Genomic DNA, 25,712 nt, shown 5'->3' on the forward strand with positions numbered 1-25,712 from the left:
AATATTATAATGTTGACGCTTTTTCTTCATCATATTAAAGGTGGTATTTCCCATCATGATGCTGGCAGAATACTACGGGCATATAATCTTTAGTCCCATCTGGTAAGTGGCATTCAACATTTGGTCCTGTCGCACTATTTCCACTATTTGAGTAACCTTCTGCTTGTAGAGTAAATGGCATCATTAAAAGTGCTCCAGCGCAAAGCCCTAAAAGTTTTTTCATCTTTAAGTTCCTTTTTTTGAGAGGTTGCTAGCAAATTTACACTTTTATTTTGGTTGAGCATTTGTAATACTGCAAGTTAATAATATTAATTTTTAGTGTTAAATAAGTGTGTTTTATTCGCCTGCCATTATTCTTACGATTATGATTATTTTTTGTTGTTTAAAAAATAAAGCTAAATTTGATTTATTACTGTCAATGTAATAGCAACAATATTGAATATCTGCCTGTGAAACAGATCAAAGATTGTAGATCTTGGTTACAGTGCTAAAATACTCTGCAATAGATTTAGCACAGTAGCTTTTACTGTGTCATCCATCATTCATAAGGTAATCTCAATGACGGTTAAAACTCGCTTTGCACCAAGCCCAACTGGCTTTTTGCACGTTGGTGGTGCGCGTACAGCATTGTATTCATGGCTATTTGCTAAGCATATGGGCGGCGAATTCGTATTACGTATCGAAGACACAGATATCGAACGCTCAACCCAAGAAGCGATTGATGCGATTATGGAAGGCATGGAATGGTTAGAGTTAAATTGGGATGAAGGTCCTTATTACCAGACTAAGCGTTTTGATCGTTACAATGAAGTGGTTGATCAACTACTAGCAGAAGATAAAGCGTATAAGTGTTACTGCCCGAAAGAATTGCTTGATGAGATTCGTGAGCAACAAATGGCAGATGGTGTTAAGCCACGTTATGATGCTAATCATCCTAAAATTATTGCAGCAAATGCGGCAGCAACAGTAGATTCTCCATTCTGTATTCGTTTCCGTAATCCAAAAGAAGGCACAGTGATCTTTGAGGATAAGATCCGTGGTCACATCGAAATTTCAAACAGTGAATTAGATGATCTGATCATTCGTCGTACTGACGGTAGCCCAACATATAATTTCTGTGTTGTTATTGATGACTGGGATATGGGCATTACTCAAGTTGTTCGTGGTGAAGATCACATTAACAATACCCCTCGTCAAATTAATATTTATAAAGCACTTGGTGCTCCAGTACCTGAGTTTGCACACTGTGCAATGATCCTTGGTGATGATGGCGCTAAACTATCTAAGCGTCATGGTGCTGTTGGTGTAATGCAATACCGTGATGACGGTTTCCTACCGCATGCTCTATTAAATTACCTAGTACGTTTAGGTTGGTCTCATGGTGACCAAGAAATTTTCTCACTACAAGAGATGATTGATTGCTTTAAGCTTGAGTCAGTGAGCAAGTCAGCATCAGCATTCAATACTGATAAATTGTTATGGCTAAACAACCATTACATTAAAACAGCAGCACCTGAATATGTTGCTAAATACCTACAATGGCATTTAGATCAAAAACAAATTTCAATTGAAAATGGTCCTGCAATTACTGAAGTGATCACTCTAGTGGGTGAGCGTTGCCATACTCTGATCGAATTAGCTGAGCAATCACGTTACTTCTACCAAGATTTTAGTGAGTTTGAAGCAGGTGCGGCTAAGAAGCATTTACGCCCAGTCGCTAAAGATGCATTGGCATTAGCACTTGTGAAAGTCGAAGCGTTAGAAGAGTGGACAACTGAAAACCTACATGCTGTTATTGCTCAAGTTTGTGAAGAGCTTGAATTAGGCATGGGTAAAGTGGGTATGCCACTACGTGTTGCGGTTACAGGTCAAGGTCAATCACCATCAGTTGATGCAGTAATGCAATTGATTGGTAAAGAGCGTGTGGTTACACGTATTAAGATGGCACTAGATTATATTGCAGCTCGTGAAGCTAACGTGTAAACATTAGTTTATTGTTAATAAGAACGGAGGTGTCGTCATTGATGCTTCCGTTTTTTTATAACGAACGTAAAGCTGATCACATTTTTTGTTTTACGATAATGACATTGTTTAAAAACATCAATATCATAAGCCGTATATTGGGCTATAGCTCAGCTGGGAGAGCGCTTCGCTGGCAGCGAAGAGGTCATCGGTTCGATCCCGTTTAGCTCCACCAAATTTAAAACCTCGTCAGTTAACTGGCGAGGTTTTTTGCGTTTAGTAACGATTAAAAACGCGCATTAATAATTGGGAAGATTGGCAGGTTTTTACTTACAAAAGTACCTGACTTATCGTAGTTAATTAAACCAATCTGCACACCTTTATTAATGTGATCTGTTGCGTTAACAAAACCAAACTGAAGGCCATTAAGAGAACCAGCATAGTTAAAGGTACCAAATTGAGCACCTGTGAAATTGTTGCCAGTGTAGTTAACTAAACCAAAGTCAGCACCTGTAGCATTGCCTTCGTTCCAGTTAGCTAAACCAAATTCTAAACCTGTCATGCTTGATGTGGTGTGGTTAATACCAAATGCCAAACCAAAGTTAAGACCAGTAAAGTTATTAATAGACGATAAACCTAACAATGAAAAGTTAACACCTTCAACTTGACTTGTTTGTCCGTAAAGTACGTTTAAACGAACGCCAGAAACATTACCTGCTGGTAGATTTACGCCTGGTACAGAAAGTTGAACGGGTGTGTTAGCCATTGCAGTTGCAGGGGCAAGAAGTATTGTTGATACAATAAAAGATGCTAATTTGATTTTCATAAAAATATCCAAAATAAATGTATAAGAAGAAATTTATAAATTTTAGGCAGTATAAACAAATGTGCATAAAAAACAATGTTCAAATATTGTAACGTTATGTTTCAAGATGACGTTAATACATTAGTTTTATATTGATTTAATGATGCAACTGATAATTTTTAATTGCCTAAGTGAACGTGATTTTATCGTAATAAAAAGCACAGTTATTAGTGTCATTAATTAAATTGAGATGCAAGTATGAAATGTAAAAAAGCCAACCTAGTGGTTGGCTTTTTTTTAATATGGTGCTCCCTGCTGGAGTCGAACCAGCGGCCTTCCCCTTAGGAGTGCAATAAGAACTGCTGCAATAACAGTTAATTAAGAAGTTACATAATAGCTCTAGTGGTGCAGTGTAGCAAGATATGTAGTTGCTAAAGCCTTACTATTTGATGTGTTAATTTATAATCACTATCCACAATAAAAGCGTTAACATCCCCAGAATATATCCTATCTGAAAATCTGAAATATGTTCCATTTTGTTTTAGAATCCTTATCGTATTATCCGAGCTGTATTTATTGGTCACATCTTCCCACTCCCTACTCTGGGGGATTTTTTAATACCCTCATATAAATCATTATCATCCTTGATTGGCTTGATTGGCTTGATTGGCTTGATTGGCTTGATTGGCTTGATTGTCCCAAAAGTATACCTTTTGATACGCTGATAAAATGCGTCTCAAAATATTGATTATTTAGTTGTGAGACATTATTATCTAAATCTCTTAGATGTTTTAAGACAGTACAGGTCACTACTATCAAGAATCACAAGGAATAAAACTTATGGCAATTATCGGCTATATCCGAGTTTCAACGGTTGAACAAAACACCGACAGGCAACTAGTAGGAGTAAAACTAGATAAAATCTTCACTGAGAAATGTTCAGCATCAACAATTAAACGTCCTGTATGGACTCAGTGCGTTGATTATCTGAGAGAGGGTGATACGTTGGTTATTCACTCTTTAGACCGTGTATGTCGTTCTGGGGCTGGTGATGCGGTAGCTATAGTTGAACAACTCAACACTAAAGGTGTTGGTATCGAATTCGTAAAAGAAGGATTAATCTTCCACGGTTCGATGTCAGCAGCTCAAAAAGGTGTATTAGGCATCTTAGCCAGTGTTGCTCAAATGGAGCGAGAGTTGATTAGAGAGCGTCAGAGTGAAGGTATTGCAGCAGCTCAAGCAAAAGGTAAAAAATTCGGTAGACCTAAAGCTACAGTAACCAAAGAACAGATATTATCATTATTAGATAAAGGTAATTCTAAGGCTACTGTTGCAAAACAATTAAACATCGGTCGCGCTACTCTGTATCGAATACTTGGAGAGTAATTTTCTACATATTTGAAGAAGATGGCGAATTACTAACGCCACAGGTAGGCATGCTAAATACCTACGTACCCAATCTGGGGGAGGGAGATTTTGGGGAATTATTAATAGGGAATATCTAGTAAGTAATAAATTAACCTAGCATTTTTTTTAACTTGGTACATTTAGCTTCCGCTTGCTCCATAGCTGTAATTTCAGCTAATTTAGCAGTTCTAAACGATGCTACAGCGTTTGAAATATCATCCTTAATAACTAGAAGGGCTTTATCAATTAACGCCTCATATCGCTTTGTGGCGGCTTTAAGAGAATTGTCACTATTATCACTGAAATAAAGTTTTGTGTATGATGTACTTACGGACGCGCTATCTGTAAGGCTCTCATTTAAAGTGTATGAAGGGTATTTATTTAAAAACTCATTTGCAGTGGTGATAATACGGCTTGTACCACCATAAGTAAGAAGAATAGAGATAAAAGCATTAGAGGTTAATTCACTGGCTGTAGCCCAATCACTATCAACAAATGCAATACACTTATTAATATTTAAGTAATCTAAGTTAATTAAACTAGAAACCAGTTCTTTTTTTACTTGCTTATTTAATGTGATATTTGATAGGTCGTTTAGAAATTCAAAATTATTAACTGTCACTACCTCATTAAATGCAGGAACTGATTTTAATATAAGTTTCTTAGCTAGTAAGTTTAAATTTGAATTACTATTAGAATAATCTGTATCTGTGCGGTATTTAGCTGGTTTTGATTCTAATTCTAATTTTGTTACTTGTGGTGTTTGTTTACGTTGAGATGGTGGGATATTAAAATTATGCATTATTAAATTGTCCTTATTGTTTAATTGGTGTTGCGGAGAATACTGCTTGTGTTTGTACCTTTGGGTTAGAGGCATTAGATACCCCTTTAAAAGCTTTTAAATCAACCTGTAATCCTTTTACAGCACTTACCTTTACATTTGGTAGTAAATCCTTTTCTATCAGTGTTATAAGCTTTTCAGCGGCTCTAACGCTTGCTGTATCACTCTCTGATGCTGATAAGTCCACCAGCTTTTGTAATACGTGAAGGGTTAGAACATCTTTTAATGTTGGAGATTTATCAGTCATTGATTTTTCTCTCTTGAATAATCCTTCGGATAGTTTCAGCATGTGCATCACTACTAGTTTGTTGCTGTTTCTTAACACCCTTGAGTACTAGTTCAACGAGCTTTGTATGATTGGGTTTATTCATGTTTAAATTGACCTTTTATTATTTATAAATGAAAAAGCCTGTAAAAGGTCAATTTAAATAATTAACTATTTCAGGCTTTGGTATACGTATATTTTTATATGAGAATTATAAATGGCTTAAATCTAAGATAAAGGGAGGGGAGAGATAAGCTCTATCACTAAACTACTTTATGGGAATCACTACAGATGGTATTTAATAAGTTCTTCAGAAGTATTCCTCAAGTACCTTTAAACTAAAGAAGAAAACACAGAGAAAAGAAGATAAGTTATTATGTTTTACTGCGTTTTTATTTGTTTGTTTATTAAATGTGTTTCACAAGGTATTGAAAATACCATTTTTCCAGTAAAAAGTCAAGAGTTAAAATGATATTAATTATCACTTCCACGCTAAGTTGTTGTTTTAGGTGGTTATTTATTTTATTGATTTCATTTGTTGTATGTGATAGGCTTTCTTGTGTTGGTATGTGAAGTTATTTACTAGCTTATAGCAAAGATATATTTATCCCACATCCTTTGTAAGGATTGTAACGTTTTTCTATCTGATTTAGTTTCTTTAACTCATCATCAATTCTTTCGTGAATATCCTCATCTAACACACTTGCAAAGCCACCCATCATTGTACTTCTTGTTAGTACATCTTTTACTTTTAATGGTGTTACCCCAAAATCCTCTAAATGATACTTCCGATAGTTACGAAGAACTGATGCATGATACCGTGAAGACCCCATACAGCATGTGCACATTGTTGTGAACTCATCATTCAGATAATCATAAGGAATCACACAGTAACGCTCACAGGAGCACTGACAAGCATGATATGTGATGTTATCCACTTCGTATGCTTCACGCACATATAAATTACCAATAATGGTATTTGTTAGATTAGTTTGAAATGGTGTTGGGAGTTCTTTTAAATTGTTCATGTTTTATTGTCCTGTTTTATTAGAAGTTTGTTTTATTGGAAGTGAAAAATTACTGTGTTATCAGTTTCGTATATTAGTGTTATATGGTAAATTTTAGGCTTGTGATTAATATGAAACTGTTGGTGTATTTAATTATTAAGGTTTTTTTATGAAAAAAATGATAGTCGTTTTCTCTTTGCTATTATTTGCAAATAGCTCTCAAGCTGCTGAAAAATCAACAGTGTTTTTAACTGGTGCTACATTCTGTCATGAGGGTGAAATTAAATATATGGATGATTTTATGACGCAGTGTAAGTATCGAAATTTTCAAATTTCAAAGACTGGAGATAGTGATATAACATTAACTTATTATGGTAAAGTTAAGAATGTTAGTTCTGAAAATAAAGAAATATTTAGACAAGGATTAAAAGAAGTAATTGAATTAACTGGAAATAAAAAGAATGAAGAATGTTTATTTAAGACATTAAAAGATATGAAATTTAACACCAATAAAAATTCGGGAAACTATATGGATTTATGTCATTCAAGAGTGCTGTACCCATCATTTAAAAGCAGCGCCAAATTTAATAATTATATGCTTTCTATTATGTATCAATAATTTTATATGTATTAACGGGTGCCTTTTATGAATTTTTACGTGAAAAATTTATAATACTCTGTAATTATGAACATTCCATATGAATAGCGTAGCAATGTTCATTAGGAAGTGAAAAGTGTGATTAGTTATTAGCTGCCTTTGTTAAATAAAAGACAGCTAATAATAATTAATTAAAGTGCATTAGATTTTTCGTGAAAATTTCTTTTCATTATTTTAATTGCGGATTTTGCACCCATACATGAAAAGTGTTGACCTTGTACGTTAATATTGCTGCCATTTAGGATTGCATCCATAAAGTATTTACGACCAGCTAATGAAGTCGGTGTAAAGCTGCAACCAATAGAATTACAATATACTTGTTTTAAGTTTACGTACTTTCCATTAATTTTATAAGTTAGGTTTTTTGCTGCATCTTTTTCTTGAATCTGATAAAAGATACCGGGCGCAATTATTTCGGTACCAACATCTGAACCTACATCTACAATTTGTATAGCTGCATTACCTTGAATGTTAAATGAATAAGCTATTTGGCCTGCGTCATCAATCGTGAATGAATCTACTGTTGTTGTAGCATTCGCTGACATAGATGTTATTGCTGTAAATATTGCAGCTAAAGCTATAATTGATTTTTTCATAATAATCTTTAAACCCTTTTTAAATGTGTCTTAGCTTAAATAATTTAGATTATCTCAAAATAGAATATCATTGTGTTGTCATTCTATTGATATGCATGCTTAGCTTAATTATCTGAGTTGTTTTCTAAAATGTTATTTTCTGAATTACTTCCTCGTTTAGCTGTTTAAGCTGTTTTAATGAATCAGAATGATTATATGTATCTGTTATCCCTAAATTCTTACTGTGACCCACGATTGTTTGAATTAATGGTGTTGGTATATTTAGGTCTAAGCATTTAGTTATAAACGTATGACGGAAGCTATGAAACACTTTATCGTAGTTGTTATCATCCTGTTTGGGTATATTAAGTTCATTTCTAACTTCTTTCATAAACCTTGAAATATTAGATGATTTTAAATTAATACTGTTAAGTTCTAATATTCCGTATTCTATTAATTTATTATGAATAGGTATTGGACGCTTCGCATGTTTTGTTTTTCCTGCCTCTAGATAGAAGTAGTTAATTCCTGTTGTATCATCTGTTTTATAACCATCATTTAAGAACTTGATAATCTCTGAAAGACGAGCACCAGTATATATAGCTAACAATAGTGACCATTTTTTCCATGGCTCATCTATTTGTAAGGCTAGTTTTTCTATCTTCTGAATTTCGTTATCTGTATAACACCCGTATCTACACTCATCTATTTCTAGAGATATACCGTCAGCAGGAGGTGTACTATAAATATCATTTTCTTTATAGAGGAAGGCATTGAAGAAGCTTTGCAATATCTTCAAGTAACCTTCTGCTGTTGATGCTTTGATGAGTTGCGTTTCTTTTATATCTTCTGGTTTTAATGACATAAGTTTAGTCATTGACCATTGATAATATGGTTTAGCGTTTGTCTTCGGTAGCTGACAATATCTAGATAAAGATTGTCTTAGGTTTTGTTTGGTTATAGTTCTAACATTAATATCACCCCATAAGCAGAGCATGAATTCATAGAATCGTTCATTATTAGCATTTCTTGTTGGTGTCCAATTCTTATGCTTTTTAAAATCACTCCATGCCTCTGATAATAAATATGGTTTTTCTGAGGGAGTAATATTAGTACTTATTGCTTTTTCATTAAGTTCAGGAATTAGTTTGGTTGCTTGAGATAAAAGATTATCAAATGTTTCTGTATGACCATGAAAGAATCTTTCATCTCTAACATCTACTAATTTTAGAAAGAGAGATTCAAAGGTACGATAGTTAGTGATGTTATCTCTGTTTGGTTGCACTACCGTCACATCTGAGAAATCGAATCTACCACCACCATCTTGTAAATCATGTCTTACATCTGTTTCAGAGTGACTATAAGCATCGTAGCCACCATATTCGGCACACGAAGAACGATAAGCAGAAGAAGCACTGTCAATTTCTTTAAAGTCAGTTAATTCTTTGTAGAGAGCTAATAGTTCAGGCGATGAGATGGTACTAATGTTATGGCTCATTGATTTAATACGATTAATGATATGAAGTTTGGAAGCGATTTTAACACAAGCTTCTGTGTATGAGTCTGTATGCAGTGTTTTTGTGATTTCTAGAGGTAATACAGAGTAACACTTTAGACTTTGGGGTGTTTTAAAGCGGAGATAGTATTGGTGGTTTCGTTGTTGTATGTACTGCATCGTGTAGCAACCTATGTAGCAAGATTGCAGCAGAACTTGAAATCAAAGGACTCAGAGAAACATTAATAACTCTAAGCCCTTGATTTTTAATATGGTGCTCCCTGCTGGAGTCGAACCAGCGGCCTTCCCCTTAGGAGGGGGACGCTCTATCCATCTGAGCTAAGAGAGCATTTGCACAGTATACGCGAAAATCATCAGAGTTTAAGAAAATAGTGTTATTGATTCAACTGCTTGGTCAGTAAATCGCCAGGTTGAATGCTAGAAGCCAGTTGTGGTTGATTAACACGAAGCTCTGCAGATTTTTCATAGACTCTATCAACGGTTAGTGTAATTGCTGTTTCGACCATGCGGTTGCGTGGAATACCTTTTTGATCGATAAATCCCGCACTATGCCATAATTTAAGTTGATCGCCATTGTGAACGCCATGTACACGGCCAACATTGATTTGAGCAACTCCCTGATGGATATTAACTATTTCAGGTAAACTTGCTCGGCATGAAAGAGCACTTTCAATATCTAACATCATATTTTGAGTGACACGTTGAATACTTTGTCCGTAGGGGGATACCCAAAAGCGTGCCGTTTTAGTATCTACATAACTCGTACGAGAAAAAGGCCATAAGCCTATATCTCGGTAGCTATTTTGATAGATTATCTCTCCCGTTTTTCCATCCATAATATCTAACGTAATCGCAAATTGACGATTAATGTGTTGGCGATTATCAATTGTTGTTGATATATCGGTGATCTCACCACTAACCAAATATTGTGCGTCATTATCTTCTGCTAGCATCATCATCGCATCAGCGTGATTGACACTAAACGGTACTTGAGTGACCCCCGTCACTAAAAAACTTTGTGAACGTTGTTGAATGTTTTTTTGTAAAACCTTTGAGAAATCATTACCTAATTGATAAATACTGCCCATTGCTGCTTGTTGCGGTTCTGTCAGTGAAAATTTACCCAGCAATAACCCTTTCTTATATTGTATCTTGTGGCAACTTTTTGCCGATGGGTAAATATCTATTCTGGCGGTGACATACATCTTGCCGCCAATATCTTTCTGTTCTAATACACTAATATGCCGAATTTCATTGCCGCTAAAACGGTATTGCTGCCGATTTTCTTGTAGATAAGTTTTAAGCATGGGTAGGCTCGCAATCTCACCGCCAGTAAATCTCATTGCTTGGAAGAGCGCATTCTCTAAGGCATTAACTCGCGCGGTAGCTTTACTTTCAAGAATAGTCGCCTCACCCGTCACTTGTACCCACTGTGCATTGATGGAGTGTGAAACGAATAGGCATAAGACGCTTAAACAGAGTAATAATTTTTTATTCATAAAAGGCCAGTTTAGGTATGTTTTTTGCTTTAATCGAGACATAACCATAACGGAATGCAAAGAGTGTTCCCAATTGGTGTTTCTCATTAAAGAAATTGTATTCGTGAGTTATATATCTTTTATCACCCGTCGTAAGAGTGGCTAAAAATGAACAAAATTATATTAGTGGTGTGTGCGCTGCTATTAACTGCCTGTGTTGGACCCCAAGTTTATAACGGTAAAGAGCAATTTTCTTTACCTGGGTACTCGTTAACAACGACGCCGCGTCATACGGTTGATTATTTCGTTGAAGGGTTGACTAATCAGCTGATTGAATCAAATCAATATTTAACTGCTAGTACGCCGTTAGCTGTGACATCGTTTGTTGATCTACAAGATATGGGTGTGACTAATTGGCTAGGAAATGTAGTCAGTGAAAATTTTATGTTTCAGATGCAACAACGCGGGTTTACGGTGGTTGATTACAAGTCAACAGGCGTGATTAAAGTTACTCAGAATGGTGATTTTAGTATTAGTCGTAATTGGCAAGAATTATCAGCACAACAACCTGTTGATTATGTATTAACGGGGACGATGTTGCGTCAAAGCGGCGGGGTGTTAGTGAATGCGCGTATTATTGGAATGCGTTCACATGTTGTGATTGCCACTGCGCAAGGCTTTTTACCTGCTGAACGTATTGGGCGTGATTTAGATTTTATGAATAAGATTCAAATACGTAATGGCGTTATTATACGTACTGAACAACAACAGCAAACCACTAATAATATCGTGTTACGACCTTAAGGATAAGCTTCATGAGTAAATGGCTAGCAGTGATGTTATTAATTGTTATATCTGGGTGTTCAGCGTCAAATAGTGCGACTAATCCCGATTTAACGCGTAGTAATGAAAGGGTGTTTGCGGTTGGTTATGCATCTATTAGTGAGCAAAATGGTCGTACTCAAGAAGATAAAAGTTTACGGGCAATGCGGGCATCAAAGCTTGATGCTTATCGAGAGCTTTCAGAGCAGATTTATGGCTTACGGATATCTGCGACGACATCGTTATCAAATCAACAATTAGGGCCGGAAAATACTGATGGTGCGGTTGATGGTATTATTCGTGGTGCAAAAGTGATCCGTAGCTATCCTGTGGGTGATAGCTATGTAACTGAAATGGAATTAAATTTAGGTTTGATGGAGCGTATGAAGCAACATGGTGAAGTGTTTCATGTGCCTAATAATCAGCAAATAATGTTCTAATCCTTAGGCTTTAAGGTTGGTGCCTAATGAGCGAACATTTTGTGCCTTACCATCACAATTATAGGTCATTTGGTAGCGACCTCGGCTTTGTTGGAACAGGTTATTGAGTTTATGAAAACTTAATTGTGCCCGTTGTAATACTTCGCCATTGATGTCATTACGTTGTTTACATAATGTCACTAATTGCTGAATCGCATCAACATGTTGACTAAGTAATTCATCATCTTGCAACTGTTGTCGTTGCGGGTGATTAGCAATCAAATAATCATGTTGTTGAATACTATTGATCAGTGTAAGTTTTTCTTTCGCAAATTGTTCTATTTCTAATGCACGTCGATGAGCGATGGCTATTTTCTCTTGGTTGAGTAATTCAGCAAGTGATACCAAAGCTGTATGTTGAAGCTCAAGCAATTGCTCAATAGTGTGTTTCATAACCAAGACCCTTATAGTGAATGCACAATAACATTCGTCTTTTAATAACCATTAGCTGTTAATGACATCAGCTTTTAATAACAACAGCATTAAAGACCATTAAGTTCATCTTCAAATTTAATCATATTACTTGCGAGTTTGTCGGCATCAATAGTATAGCTACCATTTGTGATAGCTTGTTTTATTTCAGCTACTTTTGCTGAGTCAAAACTGGTTTCTGCTGCTAATTGCTGATGAATTTGACCGACAGCTTTACCTTGAGAGCTTAACGATACAGCATCATGCTGTGGTTCAGCGATTGTTGTTTGTGGAGTATTCGTGGTTGCCGTTTTGGTGTGGTTAATCGTACGGGTTGTATTCAGAGGTTGTCCACCTCGAAGGTGATTAATGTTTGTCATAATTTAGTACCTGTCGATGCCAATAGAGTTATAGTCAATTATCGACGTATAGACTATAAACTTTAGCTTTTTTTGTTTACTAACACCAAAATATTATGGCTTATTATTTTGAGTTTAGTAAGCCGATTTTATAAGGCAATTAATATTTTACCGACACTTCTCCAACCGCGGTAATTACCCCGTCAATGATCCGTTTTGATTTACTGTTTTGTACTCGAATCTCATCACCGATTGCTCCATCTGATAATGCTTTGCCTGTGGTTACAATGGCTAATCCTGTTTGGCTTGCTCGAATTAACACACTGTCATTACGGCACACTAAGCAGATATCATTTGCTTGAATGACATCACCTGCTTTCACGGTATGCTTTACTTTTGAGCCGATAATTTGTTGTGGATCAGTAAAGCTAACCCCTCGTTGAAAACGGTTTTCTATCATAGCAATTTTTATATTGGCAGCACTGAGTAAAGCGCCGCGGCCTAGGTGTGTTGTGGCGATCACTTGTGGCAGTGTTTGTTGCACATTGACAGGAACATAGAGTTGCCAATCTTCACTATTACACCGCACCAGTACTGTAACATTACCTGATAACGTTTGTTTACCCGGCGTGGTTGCAACGAGAGGGCTAGAGCAGGTTGGAAACCGTAATCGAGAATCTAATGTCGCCGCAGTAATATTGACACTACCAAAATCAGATGGAGTGAATGAGTGTTTTATATGATCTGCTGCCGTTTGCTGAATAATACTTTGTTGTGAGATTTGTGTGGCATGAACATTAATACTAAAGTTCAGCAATAAACTGCCGATAATAATGCAAATTAAGTTTAAATATCGATGAGTGATCACGGCGTTATACTCTTTGTTAGTGGTAGTCATTTGGTCATTAAGCGGCTTATCATAAGTAATTATTCGAAAAATTGCTTGTATTGGTCTTGTTAATATTTTTAGACAGGGAACCCTTTCACATGTCAGGCATTTTAGATTCCGTCAATCAACGTACACAGTTGGTTGGGCAAAATCGATTAGAATTACTTACTTTCCGACTTAATCGGCGTCAGCGATATGGGATTAATGTCTTTAAAGTTAAAGAAGTTTTACAGTGCCCTAAGTTAACATCGATGCCGAATTTACATCCGTTTGTTAAAGGAATCGCTTATATTCGCGGTCAGACAATTTCAGTGATAGATATGAGTCTTGCAACGGGCGGTCGGCCGGTCGACGATATCAGTAATTGTTTTATTATTATTTCTGAGTTTAACCGTTCGGTGCAGGGTTTTTTAGTTTCAGCGGTTGAGCGGATTGTGAATATAAATTGGGAAGCTATTTTACCACCGCCACAAGGTGCTGGACGTAGTAATTATCTCACCGCAGTCACTGAAATTGATAATGAATTAGTAGAAATTCTTGATGTTGAAAAGATTCTAGATCAAATTTCTCCAGTAGATACTCGTTTGTCGATTGAATTACTGGATGAAATTAGCCTGATTATACCCACAGTAAAAACCGTATTAGTTGCTGATGATTCAATGGTGGCGCGTAAACAAGTACAACGTGCGATTGAATCAATAGGGTGTGATTGTATTTGTGTCAAAGACGGTAAAGAAGCACTTAGAACACTACAATCGATGGCTGGAAATGGCAGTATTTATCAACAATTAGCCTTAGTGATATCAGATATTGAGATGCCTGAAATGGATGGCTATACCTTAACTGCCGCTATTCGTAATGATCCAGCGTTAAAAGATCTGCATGTTATTTTACATACTTCATTGAGTGGGGTATTTAATCAGGCGATGGTTGAACGTGTGGGTGCTAATGCTTTTATTCCTAAATTTAATCCTGATGAGCTAGGACGTGCAGTGAAAAATGCTATGACCACAGTGACAGCAGTTAGTGTTAGCTCTTAATAATAAATATAGTCGACGTGCAATACATGACAAAAATAAGAAAGAGTGATTAATGACAACATTAACGGTAAATGATCAAGATTATTATGACTTTTGTCATTTTCTTGAAGCACAGTGTGGCATCGTTTTGGGAGACAGTAAGCAATATTTAGTGCGAAGCCGTTTAAGTCCTTTGGTTAAACGGTTTGGATTACTTTCTTTATCCGATTTATTACAAGACACCTTGAAAGGCCGAAACCGTGAATTACGAGTTGCAGTAATCGATGCAATGACAACGAATGAAACATTATGGTTTCGCGATAGTTATCCGTTTACTGTGTTGGCTGATAAAATATTGCCTGAGCTTGCAGCTAATAGAAGACCATTAAAGATCTGGTCAGCGGCAAGTTCATCAGGGCAAGAGTCGTATTCAATGGCGATGACTATTTTAGAGCAGCAATTGAAACGACCTGGGTTATTACCTAGCATTCAGATCACTGCGACAGATATTTCACAAACGATGCTTGATATGTGTCGCAACGGGGTTTATGACAATCTTGCGTTAAGTCGCGGCTTATCGGTTGAGCGTCGAAGAATGTTTTTTGAAGCGCATATCAGTGGCGGTATGCAAGTTAATCAACGCGTAAAACAACTGGTTAATTTCCGCACTCAAAATTTAAAAGACAGCTACGTTCTATTGGGTAAATTTGATGTGATATTTTGCCGAAATGTTTTAATTTACTTTTCACCAGAAACCAAAGTAAAAGTGCTAAATCAATTAGCGGCCAGTTTAAATCCGGGTGGTTATTTATTTCTTGGCGCTTCAGAATCATTAACGGGACTCTGTGATCGGTTTGAAATGGTGCGTTGTAATCCTGGTATTATTTACAAATTAAAATAATTTCATTAACAAAATTAAGGGGCGAGGAAAGAGGGACGAGGTTTTGAGTTTTGATACCCTGTTCCAATATCTATATTCTTTCCCTGCTTTCCCTGCTTTCCCTGCTTTCCCTACCTTTTTCTCTCTCGTTCCCATCTTGGCATTGTCTTTGCTTTACTGTTGTTGTCATAGTGACAATGAATTTCACGCAGAGGCAAAGCATGTCGATCTCTTTTGATAAAGCATTAGGTATTCATCAATATACCGTTGGCGTACGTGCAACACGTGCTGAAACGTTGGCGAGCAACCTTGCTAACGTCAATACTCCCGGCTTTAAGGCAAAAGATATCGACTTTAGCCGCGTCCTGCAATCGGCAACTGCAGGGGCAAACGTTGGCCTTAGTCGTACCAATCGGCGGCATATTACTGCCTCTCCTGCCGCCAGTGGTGAGCAACTATATCGAGTGCCAACTCAACCTGATACTGGCGATGGCAATACCGTTGATGCGCAATTAGAACAAAACTTGTTTATGCAAAACAGTATTGAATACCAAGCATCGTTAGATTTTTTAGGGTCTAAATTTAAGAATTTAACTAAAGCATTGAAAGGGGAATAATGGATGAGTTTATTTAATATATTCAATGTTACAGGTTCTGCTATGAGTGCAGAATCAGTACGACTTAATACCACCTCTAGTAACTTAGCCAATGCCAATAGTATTAGTAGTTCAGCAGAAGAAACCTATAAAGCGCGTTATCCTATTTTTGCGGCAGCGCTTGATAGTGTTTATCAAGGCGATGCTAGCGTGCCAGTGCAACTGCAAGGGATTGTTGAAAGTAATGAGCCATTAAGTGCGGAATATAACCCTGAGCATCCATTGGCTAACAGTGCCGGTTATATTTATAAACCTAATGTTAATGTAATGGAAGAAATGGCCAATATGATCTCGGCATCACGCTCTTATCAAAATAATGTTCAAGTGGCAGATGCAAGTAAGCAAATGTTGATGAAAACCTTGCAGATGGGCAAATAAGCTAAGGAGCTTGTGTTATGACAACCATTAATGGCGCAGGGCAATCTCTTTCTTATCTTGACCAGTTAAAGGGTATGCAAGATAAAAAGATTGCAAAAGAACAACCTACAACGGGTACTAATCAATTAAAACAAAACGATTTTTTATCTTTGTTAACTAAACAGTTAGCGCAACAAGATCCGTTTAAGCCTGTAGGTAATGATCAAATGATCGCCCAGATGGCATCTTTTGCTACCGTTGATGGTATCAATAAAATGAATGAACAATTCGGTTCACTCAATAGTGCTATGACATCAAACCAAGCGCTGCAAGCTTCATCGTTGGTTGGGCAAGATGTGCTTATTCCAAGTGCGTCGGCATTGAAAACTAATGATGGTGAAATGGCGGGTATGGTACGCATGCAACAAGGGGTTGATAACGCTATTCTGCGGGTTGAAAATGAGCAAGGAGTATTAGTGAAGACTGTTACTCTTGGCGCAAAATCCGCAGGGGAACACCCGTTTGCATGGGACGGTAAAGACGATGCTGGTAATGTGATGCCCCAAGGCAAATATAATTTCTCGGTATCTGGAAATGTAGGCGGTGAGAGTCAACAATTTGAAGTATTAACTCATGCCAATGTTAACAGTGTTTTACTGGGTAATAGTGACGGTAAAGTGATGCTAAATCTGGCGGGTGTTACGAAACCTGTCAATTTAGCTGAAGTCTTACAAATTGGTAAAAGTACACAATCAGCGGCACCACTTAGTACACAACAAGGATAATTGAACTCATGAGTATGAATATCGCATTAAGTGGCTTGGGTGCTGCACAAAAGGACTTAAATACCACCAGTAATAATATTGCCAACGCCAATACCTTTGGTTTTAAAGAGTCACGCGCAGAGTTTGGTGATGTGTACTCTAATTCTATTTTCTCTAATGCTAAAACGACCACCGGTGGCGGTGTACAAACTTCAACCGTGGCACAACAGTTTCATGAAGGTTCAAGCATTTATACCAATAACCCCTTAGATTTACGGGTATCTGGCGCAGGTTTTTTTGCGGTTGCAAATAATAAAAATGAAGCATCGAACAGTAATTTAACCCGTAATGGTGCGTTTCAATTAAATAATGAAAATGAATTAGTCAATGCGGAAGGAAAGTTTTTACTTGGCTATCCTGTCAACAAAGATTCAAATACCATTGCTTCTTATGAGGCTAAGTCATTGAAAATTGATGACGTTTTTGGGCAGCCAACGGCATCTAAAAATATTAAGGTGTCACTTAATCTACCCAATAAAGAAACTGTACCTAAAACGCAGCCATTTGATTTTAGTAAGCCAGAATCATTTAGTCGTTCTACCTCCTCAACGATTTATGACTCACTCGGTAAGCCGTATAAAATGACCACTTATTATGTGGCTAAATACGATCCTAATGCCGTTACTCCTACTCCTACCAATGCCAATTCATGGGAAGTTTATCAAACTGTTACTGATAATAATGGTAAAGAAAAAGCATTAGACGCTAAAGCAGGATCATTACCAGCGGGGTATTCAGTGACAGGTTCAAATGGTCATCTAGGTTATATGATGAAGTTTGATGCTAATGGACAACCACTAAAAGGAACACCGGCAGTACCACCTGAAGCTGCTATTTCAGGAACACCTCTAAATATTCAAATGGAAAGTTTTGCAGAGGCGGCTATTGATGTTGGTGGTGCTGATGGTACTCAAGCCATCACTATGAATTATGAAGATCCAACCCAGTATGCTTCTGCGTTTGAAGTACGCAAATTTCAAGATGTTGATGGTGCTTCAACAGGATATTTATCGAAAGTAGATATCGATCCTGATGGCAATATTATGGCGTCTTATTCAAATGGTAAAGATTTGGTTGTGGGTCGTGTTGCAATGGCGCGAGTTGCCAATGAACAAGGGCTAACGCAACTGGGTGGTTCGCTGTGGAATGCCACTCAAGAATCAGGTGAAGTGGTTTGGGGTGATGCATCTCAAGGTTCATTTGGTGCAATAAAAAGTGGTGCCTTAGAGCAATCAAATATTGATATGACCCAAGAACTGGTGGATTTGATCAGTGCTCAGCGTAACTTCCAAGCCAGCTCACGCGCATTGGATGTTAATAATCAACTTCAACAAAACATTCTTCAGATTCGTTAATTTCAGATTCGTTAATTATTGTTGTGAGTTGAACAACGCCACCGCTATTGGTGGCGTTTTTGTTTCTCCAGTTCTCATTTCTCATCAGTTGTTATTCTTTATCCACATCTTGGCGTAATTTTTGCTTTAAATCGGTTAATGCATAGAGGAGTGTCAAAAAAATGGATCGGGCGCTGTTTCTCGCGATGAGCGGGGCAAAACAAGATATGCAAGGTATGCGAGTTCATGCCAATAACCTTGCTAATGTTAGCACGACAGGCTTTCGTGCTGATTTACAGCAAGCACGTAGTATGCCGGTGTTTGGTGAAGGGGTGCCGAGTCGTGTATTTACCATGGCGGAACGAACAGGTAACGATTTTGCTCAAGGTTCAGTGATCAGTACTGGGCGCGATCTTGATGTTGCGATACAAGGCAATGGTTGGTTAGCTGTCCAAGATATTGGTGGTCAAGAAGGTTATACCCGTGCAGGCCATCTCAAAGTTGATCAAATGGGTATGCTTCAAAATAGCAATGGTCAGCTTGTTTTAGGGCGTAACGATAATCCTATTTTTATTCCTCTGCCTGTTAATAAAATTGAAATTAGTCATGATGGTACTGTTTCAGTATTACCTAAGGGCGCACCGCCAGATACGATGGTAACGGTTGATCGGATTAAATTAGTAAAGCCTGATAATCGCAGTTTATTTAAAGATACCGATGGTTTATTTAAAGTAATTGGCAATCGTGACCCATTAGATGCGGATGCCAGTGTTAGCTTAGAGAAAGGTATGCTTGAAGGCAGTAATGTTAATGCAGTAGCTGAAATGACTAGCATGATTGACTTACAGCGTCATTTTGAAATGCAAGTGAAGTTAATGAAAACAGCCGAAGAAATGGATAAATCCTCATCTTCACTGATGCGTATCAGTTAATTATTAAAGGACGAACAGCATGCATCCAGCATTATGGGTTAGTAAAACGGGTTTAGATGCCCAACAAGCTAATATTTCAACTATTTCTAACAATTTAGCTAACGCATCAACTATCGGCTTTAAGAAGAGTCGCGCGGTTTTTGAAGATTTATTTTATCAAAATATTAATCAGCCAGGGGGGAAATCGACTCAAGATACGACCTTACCGAGTGGCTTAATGCTTGGTGCGGGCGCCAAAGTAGTCGCGACCCAAAAAGTGTTTACTCAAGGTAATACCCAAACCACCAATAACGCCATGGATATGATGATTGAAGGCGATGGTTTTTTTCAAGTGTTACTGCCGGATGGCAATATGGGTTATACCCGTAATGGTCAATTTACCATTAATGATCAAGGTATTTTAGTTACCAGTGGTAGCGGTTATCCTGTTCAGCCTGAAATTGTAGTGCCTGATAATGCGGTGGGTATTACCGTGGGTACTGATGGTGAAGTATCGGCACGTATTCGTGATCAACAAGAGAACGAAGTGCTCGGTCAATTAACTACCACTGATTTTATTAATCCCGCAGGTTTAGAGCCTATTGGGCAGAATTTATTCTTATCAACGGGAGCCAGTGGTGATCCTCAAGAAGGCACGCCGGGTTTAGAAGGTTTTGGCTCTATTCGTCAATCAATGCTTGAAACGTCAAACGTGAATGTGACTGAAGAGTTAGTGAATATGATTGAAGCGCAACGGGTCTATGAAATGAACTCAAAAGTGATTTCAACTGTTGACCAAATGCTAAGTTACGTTAACCAGCAACTATAACTTTATTGGCAAAGGAATGGCTGTGAAAGTACACCAAAATTATTATTGTCGCTGGGGCGTTATTGCGCTTATTTGTGGCTTAAGCGGTTGTATGTCAACGCCTGATGCTGTGGGCAGTGATATTAAAAAAGCGACCACTAATATTGATGCTGTTGAAGGAAAGCAGACTGAATCGAAGAGTTTAATCGATCGTTTACGTGGTCGTGATGACGCTCAAATGAACGATCCAGCATGGAATCCGGTTCGCCCTCAAGATAAGCCTGAGCATTATGCTACCGCAACAGGATCGCTATTTAATCAAGATCAAGCACAAGATTTATATGATGATACTAAGCCGCGAGGTATCGGTGATATTGTGACGATTTTACTTGAAGAAAAAATGACAGCTAAGAAAAATGCCAGTTCAGATCTTGATAAGAAAACCGATCTTCACATGAAGCCGATAGAACTAGGGGGTAAGCCTGTTACTTTAAGCGATTACACCCTATCTTATGCAATGGCAAATAATAATACCTTTGAAGGGTCAACATCGGCTGATCAAAGTAATAGCATTAAAGGTTCTATTTCAGTTGAAGTTGTTGATGTGCTGAGTAATGGTAATTTAGTGATTCGAGGTGAAAAATGGCTACTGCTTAATACTGGTGAGGAATATATTCGCGTGAGTGGCAATATCCGTCCCGATGATATTGACCAAGATAATAGTATTGCCTCAACCCGTATTTCTAATGCGCGCATTCAATATTCAGGTACAGGTGATCGCCAAGATGTTCAGCAGCAAAATTGGTTATCCCGTTTTTTTAATGTCGCTTTTTAATGGAATTTTTAATCTTATTATTCATATCGCCTTTGCATAAGGTTGGTTGCTTTATCGTTTTAATTTGTCTCGGAGAGTTGCTTGAAAATTTCGACAATATGTTTACTGGCTGTCATTTTATTTGCCTCGACAGCACAGGCGGCACGCATTAAAGATGTTGCAGCGGTTGCAGGCGTGCGAAGTAACCAATTAGTCGGTTATGGCTTAGTGGTCGGTTTACCCGGAACAGGTGAGACCACCCCTTTCACTGAGCAAACTTTTAATGCGATGTTGCAAAATTTTGGGATTCAATTACCCGTTGGAACTAAACCTAAGACTAAAAATGTTGCAGCAGTTGCGGTGAATGCCACCTTACCTGCGTTTACTAAGCAAGGACAGACCATTGATATCACAGTGTCTTCCATTGGTTCAGCGAAAAGTTTACGTGGTGGCACATTACTACAAACGTTTCTAAAAGGACTTGACGGTAAAGTGTATGCGATTGCACAAGGTAGTTTAGTCGTGGGCGGTTTTAGTGCTGATGGGGCTGATGGTTCTAAAGTCGTTGGCAATACGCCTACTGTTGGTCGTATTACTAATGGTGCAATGGTTGAGCAAGAAGTCTCAAATCCTTTTGGTCGTGGTGATTACTTAACCTTTAATTTATATGAGTCTGATTTCACCACCGCGCAACGGATGTCCGATTCAATTAATCAATTTTTAGGGCCACAAATGGCAGCTGCAGTTGATGCAACCTCAATTCGTGTCCGTGCACCGCGTGATGTCAGTCAACGAGTCGCCTTCTTATCTACGGTAGAAAATTTAGAATTTGATCCCGCTGAAGGTTCGGCAAAAATTATAGTTAATTCACGTACTGGCACGATTGTTATTGGGCAACATGTCAAATTACGTCCAGCAGCAATCACTCATGGTGGCATGACGGTATCAATTAAAGAGAATCCGCAAGTGAGTCAACCCAATGCCTTTGCTGGTGGCGATACGGTGGTGGTACCTAACTCTCAGATCACCGTTAATGAATCAGATGCACGCATGTTTAAATTTGAACCCGGAGTGACATTGGATGAATTGGTGAGAGCGGTTAATCAGGTTGGCGCGGCCCCATCAGATTTAATGGCTATTTTACAAGCATTAAAACAAGCAGGTGCCATTGAAGGCCAGCTTATTATTATCTAATATTTAAGAGAACGGCAATGAAACAGATAGAGCCTGGTTTTATTCATGATTTAAGTAGCCTTGATCGCCTACGGGCAGGCATTAGTAAGGATAAAAAAGGCTCTTTACGTGAAGCCGCGGTTCAATTTGAATCTATTTTTACGCAGATGTTATTTAAATCGATGCGTGACGCAAACAGTGCATTTGAATCTGATTTAATGAGCAGCAATAACGGCAAATTTTATCAACAGATGCATGATGAACAAATGTCATCTCAGTTAAGTACTACCGGTAGTCTCGGATTGGCAGATATGATTGTTAAGCAGTTAGGGGGCGAGCAGCAAGATATTAGTCAGCATCAACCAACAACTGATTTGTACCCACAACAACAGTCGCAACCGTTCTCTATTCGTCCTATAAATGCCGATATGATCGCTTTACCGCTATTAACCCGTACGGAAGATAGATCATTAATACTGCCACCATTGCCTCAATCGCAGTTATCACTAAAGATAGCCCCTGAGGCTACAGAAGAAATCTTGCCTACTAAGTCAGAAAAGCCGACAAGTTTTTCTTCTGCAGAAGATTTCGTTAGTTATATGAAGCCCTACGCTCAAAAGGCGGCACGTACATTAGGTACTGATCCCGCATTATTGATTGCGCAAGCAGCATTAGAAACAGGCTGGGGGAAGAAGGTGATTAATAATGCCCTTGGTTGCAGCAATAATTTATTTAATATTAAAGCAGATCCACGTTGGCAGGGGCAAAAGGTTGCCACTAAGACATTGGAATTTCATAATGGTATTGCCGTACAAGAGCAGGAGGCATTTCGTTCTTATGATTCTTATCAGCACAGTTTTGATGATTTTGTGAGCTTTTTACAACATAACCCTCGTTATTCAAAAGCATTAACGCACAGTCATCAACCACAACAATTTATTCGTGAAATTCATCAAGCAGGTTATGCCACTGATCCCAATTACAGCAATAAAGTATTAGCGGTAATGAAAAAAGTGCAAAGTTTATTGTGACCTAAAAGGTGTAACAATAGCAGGGAGAATAAAGCAGGAAGAAGTAATAGTTATCACACTACAATATCAATTAAATTTGAAACCATTTTAATTAGATCATTACTCTCAAATAACGCCCCATCTACTTCCTTATCAGAGACTTGTTTTTTATCTTGTTTATCGTCGTCGCTGTCAGTGATTAATGGCACCACGATTTCTTTTATTGCGTAGCCAATTAATCCAGAAAGTAAAATATTCATTAACGATATCCTTTGTTATAGGGCTTTTTTGTCATTGCTTTTGTGGGTGTTTTATTTATATCGGCAGCAACGGCAAAAGTATAAGTAAATAAATGCCAATTAACAGTATTTATTTAAACAATGACGTTATAAATAGAATTTATTTAAAAGTGGTTCAGATCTTGCTTGTTAGCAGCAGCGTTATCGCACGATTGTTGCCGATAATGGGTTTAATTTTAGTGGGGAGCAACAAGCGATGGCGTTAGATTTGATGCAAATTGGTGTGAGTGGCTTACGCACATCTCAAAAACAATTAGATGTGGCAAGTCATAATATAACCAACGTTAATACTCCTGGTTATAGTCGTCAAGTTGTTGAACAAAAAGCCGATGATGCGCAATGGAACGGTAATAGTTACTATGGCACAGGTGCTTATATTGATAATGTTAGTCGTGCTTATGACCAATTCGCTGCCCGTGAACTGACGCTTTCCACCACTCAATTAAAAGAAGCTAATGTTAAACAACAGCACTTAGCAATGTTAGATGATTTTACCTCTAAAAGTGCCGTTAATAGCGTTAACAGTATGAATGATTTTTATCATTCAGTGCGCTCATTGGCTGATAATCCTAGCGATCTTGGTAGTCGTCAAACGGTGTTAGAACATGCCAATCAAGCGGCGGTTAACTTAAATAATGCTCATGAAACCCTGACTAATATTCGCACTGATGTTAATCAGCAATTGAGTGTGTCTTTAGATCGGGTGAATACATTAGGGCAAGAACTTGCCGCAGTGAATACTAGTTTGCAGCAACAACCTAGCAGCGATGGCAATAATGATTTGTTTGATCAACAACGTACTCTGATTAATGAATTAGCCCAATATACTCAAGTGACAGTTTTGGCAGATAAAGGCAGTTTAGCCAATACGGTAATAATTGGTAGCGGGGATACTTTAGTCTCTGGCGTGAGTGCTTCACAGTTAAAACTCATTGATGGCGATCCTGATATTGCCAATAAACAAATCGCGTTAATCAATGGCAATAACAGTAAACCGATAAAAAGCGACACCATTGGTGGCAGCTTAGGCGCGATGCTGACAGTGCGTGATGATGTTATTGATAAAAGTTTGGATAAACTCGGACAAATGGCGATTGGCTTTGCGTCGCAAATGAATGATCTTCAACAGCAAGGTGTTGATCTTAACGGTCAGCAAGGGCAAGCGTTGTTCAATGATATTAATAGCCCTAATGCGATGCAACAACGGGCGCTTAAACCGTTTGGTAGTGCTAGTGATATTAGCGTTAAAATTGATGATATTAATCAGCTTAAAATCGGTGATTATCAATTAGTCAGTGATGCGACCAGCCATACGCTTATTGATCAACAAGGCAATAAAACAGCCTTAACAGTGAATGCAAAAGGCAAATTTGAAGCGAAGGTTGATGGTTTAGACATTACCGTTAATAAACCCCCGACGTTAATGGTTGGTGAAACGGAAACCACTATTATTCAACCTTTGCGTCGAGGTGCGGCAGATATTAGTTTAGCGATAACTGATCCTCGAGGGCTGGCGGGTCACCGTCAATTAACAGCAATAGCGGCTGAATCTAATCTTGGTTCGGCAACCATCACCAAAGCGACTGCTGTGTCTGATAATGCCGCAGGTCGGTATCAACTACAGTTAAACGCCACTGGCGATCAAGTTACCGTTACCGATTTAAAAACTAACACCAATGTTGAATTAGCCGATAATCAATACTCTGCGGAGAAAGGTGCAACCATTGCTTTTAAAACGGGCACTACTTCGTCAATTCCCGTTATGACCTTATCTGCTGGTGCAAAAGCTAACGATAGTTTTGAAATTGAATTGGGCGTTAAAAATGCTCAAGGTGGTAATGGCAATTTCTTAGCGATGCAGCAAGTGCAGCATCAAAAAACCATGGCCAATGGTAAATCAAGTGTGATTGATTTATTTGAAGGCTTAGCCACTGATGTTGGTATGCTTAAAAAAAATGCCGATAAATTAAGTGAAGTGAATCAGCTTGATTTTGATTCAGCCTCAGAGCGAGTGTCTAATTTATCAGGCGTCAATCTTGATGAAGAAGCGGCCAATTTAATGAAGTTCCAACAATCGTATATGGCGTCATCACGGATTATGTCGGTGGCGAAAGAAACCTTTGATACCTTAATGCGCGCAGTATAACGAGGAG

At 38.0% G+C, this 25,712-nt stretch carries 29 protein-coding genes and 1 tRNA gene; 17 read left to right on the plus strand and 13 right to left on the minus strand.

The annotated features are described in order from the left end of the window. Positions 1–34: 34 nt before the first annotated feature. Entirely contained in the window at positions 35–184 is a 150-nt protein-coding gene (locus GLP24_RS02250; RefSeq protein WP_232615467.1) for a hypothetical protein, read from the minus strand. 374 nt (positions 185–558) lie between these two features. Between GLP24_RS02250 and gltX the strand changes: the two genes are divergently transcribed. Then, a complete protein-coding gene (gene gltX, locus GLP24_RS02255) occupies positions 559–1,983 on the plus strand; it encodes a glutamate--tRNA ligase (RefSeq protein ID WP_232615468.1) in 1,425 nt (474 codons plus the stop codon). 265 nt (positions 1,984–2,248) lie between these two features. On the opposite strand, the gene GLP24_RS02260 is transcribed toward gltX, so the two are convergent. Beyond that, complete coding sequence (locus GLP24_RS02260; protein WP_152653937.1) at positions 2,249–2,788, minus strand: hypothetical protein; 540 nt, start codon at positions 2,786–2,788, stop codon at positions 2,249–2,251. 819 nt (positions 2,789–3,607) lie between these two features. On the opposite strand from GLP24_RS02260, the gene GLP24_RS02265 reads away from it, so the two are divergent. After that, positions 3,608–4,153: a recombinase family protein gene (locus GLP24_RS02265; RefSeq protein WP_232603060.1), complete on the plus strand. Its 546-nt coding sequence runs from the start codon at positions 3,608–3,610 to the stop codon at positions 4,151–4,153. A gap of 130 nt (positions 4,154–4,283) precedes the next feature. On the opposite strand, the gene GLP24_RS02270 is transcribed toward GLP24_RS02265, so the two are convergent. From GLP24_RS02270 to GLP24_RS02280, 3 genes are all read right to left on the minus strand, one after another. After that, positions 4,284–4,976: a hypothetical protein gene (locus tag GLP24_RS02270; RefSeq protein WP_232603061.1), complete on the minus strand. Its 693-nt coding sequence runs from the start codon at positions 4,974–4,976 to the stop codon at positions 4,284–4,286. Between the two features lie 13 nt (positions 4,977–4,989). Continuing rightward, a complete protein-coding gene (locus GLP24_RS02275; protein ID WP_232603062.1) occupies positions 4,990–5,262 on the minus strand; it encodes a hypothetical protein in 273 nt (90 codons plus the stop codon). A gap of 605 nt (positions 5,263–5,867) precedes the next feature. Beyond that, positions 5,868–6,308 (minus strand): hypothetical protein, encoded by a 441-nt coding sequence (locus GLP24_RS02280; protein WP_232603063.1) that lies wholly within the window; start codon positions 6,306–6,308, stop codon positions 5,868–5,870. A 148-nt stretch (positions 6,309–6,456) separates the two neighbouring features. On the opposite strand from GLP24_RS02280, the gene GLP24_RS02285 reads away from it, so the two are divergent. After that, on the plus strand, positions 6,457–6,906 hold the full coding sequence (locus tag GLP24_RS02285) for a hypothetical protein (RefSeq protein ID WP_232603064.1): 450 nt from the start codon (positions 6,457–6,459) through the stop codon (positions 6,904–6,906). 170 nt (positions 6,907–7,076) lie between these two features. Here GLP24_RS02285 and GLP24_RS02290 read toward each other — a convergent pair whose 3' ends face one another. From GLP24_RS02290 to GLP24_RS02305, 4 genes are all read right to left on the minus strand, one after another. Beyond that, the gene (locus GLP24_RS02290) at positions 7,077–7,541 is read right to left on the minus strand and encodes a hypothetical protein (RefSeq protein ID WP_232603065.1); all 465 of its coding nucleotides are present in this window, start codon (positions 7,539–7,541) and stop codon (positions 7,077–7,079) included. Between the two features lie 124 nt (positions 7,542–7,665). Then, positions 7,666–9,195: a tyrosine-type recombinase/integrase gene (locus GLP24_RS02295; RefSeq protein ID WP_232603066.1), complete on the minus strand. Its 1,530-nt coding sequence runs from the start codon at positions 9,193–9,195 to the stop codon at positions 7,666–7,668. A 92-nt stretch (positions 9,196–9,287) separates the two neighbouring features. Then, positions 9,288–9,364: transfer RNA gene (locus GLP24_RS02300), tRNA-Arg, on the minus strand. Positions 9,365–9,410: 46 nt separating this feature from the next. After that, positions 9,411–10,535 carry a flagella assembly protein FlgT gene (locus tag GLP24_RS02305; protein WP_232615469.1) on the minus strand — a complete coding sequence of 375 codons (1,125 nt, stop codon included), beginning with the start codon at positions 10,533–10,535 and terminating at the stop codon, positions 9,411–9,413. Between the two features lie 147 nt (positions 10,536–10,682). Here GLP24_RS02305 and GLP24_RS02310 point away from each other — a divergent pair, with 147 nt between their 5' ends. Next, on the plus strand, positions 10,683–11,318 hold the full coding sequence (locus GLP24_RS02310) for a FlgO family outer membrane protein (protein WP_101767305.1): 636 nt from the start codon (positions 10,683–10,685) through the stop codon (positions 11,316–11,318). Between the two features lie 11 nt (positions 11,319–11,329). Continuing rightward, a complete protein-coding gene (locus GLP24_RS02315; RefSeq protein WP_232575891.1) occupies positions 11,330–11,776 on the plus strand; it encodes an LPP20 family lipoprotein in 447 nt (148 codons plus the stop codon). A gap of 3 nt (positions 11,777–11,779) precedes the next feature. Here the strand turns inward: GLP24_RS02315 and GLP24_RS02320 are convergent, their stop codons facing one another. The 3 genes from GLP24_RS02320 to flgA all read right to left on the minus strand — a co-directional run bounded on the left by GLP24_RS02320 (position 11,780) and on the right by flgA (position 13,483). Beyond that, a complete protein-coding gene (locus tag GLP24_RS02320) occupies positions 11,780–12,208 on the minus strand; it encodes a flagella synthesis protein FlgN (protein WP_232614159.1) in 429 nt (142 codons plus the stop codon). Positions 12,209–12,297: 89 nt separating this feature from the next. Continuing rightward, complete coding sequence (flgM, locus tag GLP24_RS02325; RefSeq protein ID WP_232578312.1) at positions 12,298–12,606, minus strand: flagellar biosynthesis anti-sigma factor FlgM; 309 nt, start codon at positions 12,604–12,606, stop codon at positions 12,298–12,300. A 139-nt stretch (positions 12,607–12,745) separates the two neighbouring features. Next, on the minus strand, positions 12,746–13,483 hold the full coding sequence (gene flgA / locus GLP24_RS02330; protein ID WP_193435445.1) for a flagellar basal body P-ring formation chaperone FlgA: 738 nt from the start codon (positions 13,481–13,483) through the stop codon (positions 12,746–12,748). 89 nt (positions 13,484–13,572) lie between these two features. Here flgA and GLP24_RS02335 point away from each other — a divergent pair, with 89 nt between their 5' ends. From GLP24_RS02335 to flgJ, 11 genes are all read left to right on the plus strand, one after another. Next, complete coding sequence (locus GLP24_RS02335; protein WP_221942788.1) at positions 13,573–14,514, plus strand: chemotaxis protein CheV; 942 nt, start codon at positions 13,573–13,575, stop codon at positions 14,512–14,514. A gap of 52 nt (positions 14,515–14,566) precedes the next feature. Further along, the gene (locus tag GLP24_RS02340) at positions 14,567–15,394 is read left to right on the plus strand and encodes a CheR family methyltransferase (protein ID WP_221942787.1); all 828 of its coding nucleotides are present in this window, start codon (positions 14,567–14,569) and stop codon (positions 15,392–15,394) included. Positions 15,395–15,594: 200 nt separating this feature from the next. Continuing rightward, positions 15,595–15,990 carry a flagellar basal body rod protein FlgB gene (gene flgB, locus GLP24_RS02345; protein ID WP_101767298.1) on the plus strand — a complete coding sequence of 132 codons (396 nt, stop codon included), beginning with the start codon at positions 15,595–15,597 and terminating at the stop codon, positions 15,988–15,990. Positions 15,991–15,993: 3 nt separating this feature from the next. Beyond that, positions 15,994–16,407 carry a flagellar basal body rod protein FlgC gene (gene flgC, locus GLP24_RS02350; protein WP_101767297.1) on the plus strand — a complete coding sequence of 138 codons (414 nt, stop codon included), beginning with the start codon at positions 15,994–15,996 and terminating at the stop codon, positions 16,405–16,407. 17 nt (positions 16,408–16,424) lie between these two features. Continuing rightward, positions 16,425–17,171: a flagellar hook assembly protein FlgD gene (locus GLP24_RS02355; protein WP_101767296.1), complete on the plus strand. Its 747-nt coding sequence runs from the start codon at positions 16,425–16,427 to the stop codon at positions 17,169–17,171. A gap of 8 nt (positions 17,172–17,179) precedes the next feature. Further along, complete coding sequence (gene flgE / locus GLP24_RS02360; protein WP_101767295.1) at positions 17,180–18,565, plus strand: flagellar hook protein FlgE; 1,386 nt, start codon at positions 17,180–17,182, stop codon at positions 18,563–18,565. A gap of 161 nt (positions 18,566–18,726) precedes the next feature. Further along, a complete protein-coding gene (gene flgF / locus GLP24_RS02365) occupies positions 18,727–19,476 on the plus strand; it encodes a flagellar basal-body rod protein FlgF (RefSeq protein ID WP_232598662.1) in 750 nt (249 codons plus the stop codon). 19 nt (positions 19,477–19,495) lie between these two features. Further along, positions 19,496–20,284, plus strand: a complete 789-nt coding sequence (flgG, locus tag GLP24_RS02370) for a flagellar basal-body rod protein FlgG (protein WP_101767293.1) — start codon at positions 19,496–19,498, stop codon at positions 20,282–20,284. 91 nt (positions 20,285–20,375) lie between these two features. After that, entirely contained in the window at positions 20,376–21,098 is a 723-nt protein-coding gene (locus tag GLP24_RS02375; RefSeq protein WP_221942837.1) for a flagellar basal body L-ring protein FlgH, read from the plus strand. An 87-nt stretch (positions 21,099–21,185) separates the two neighbouring features. Next, positions 21,186–22,271 (plus strand): flagellar basal body P-ring protein FlgI, encoded by a 1,086-nt coding sequence (locus GLP24_RS02380; RefSeq protein WP_373322842.1) that lies wholly within the window; start codon positions 21,186–21,188, stop codon positions 22,269–22,271. A 17-nt stretch (positions 22,272–22,288) separates the two neighbouring features. After that, a complete protein-coding gene (gene flgJ, locus GLP24_RS02385; protein WP_232615470.1) occupies positions 22,289–23,281 on the plus strand; it encodes a flagellar assembly peptidoglycan hydrolase FlgJ in 993 nt (330 codons plus the stop codon). A gap of 53 nt (positions 23,282–23,334) precedes the next feature. On the opposite strand, the gene GLP24_RS02390 is transcribed toward flgJ, so the two are convergent. Continuing rightward, positions 23,335–23,520, minus strand: a complete 186-nt coding sequence (locus tag GLP24_RS02390; RefSeq protein WP_101767290.1) for a flagellar hook protein — start codon at positions 23,518–23,520, stop codon at positions 23,335–23,337. 235 nt (positions 23,521–23,755) lie between these two features. Between GLP24_RS02390 and flgK the strand changes: the two genes are divergently transcribed. Then, positions 23,756–25,705, plus strand: a complete 1,950-nt coding sequence (gene flgK, locus GLP24_RS02395; protein ID WP_232615471.1) for a flagellar hook-associated protein FlgK — start codon at positions 23,756–23,758, stop codon at positions 25,703–25,705. Positions 25,706–25,712 lie beyond the last annotated feature (7 nt).

The organism is Photobacterium carnosum, assembly GCF_021236965.1.
Classification (GTDB): Bacteria; Pseudomonadota; Gammaproteobacteria; order Enterobacterales; family Vibrionaceae; genus Photobacterium; species Photobacterium carnosum.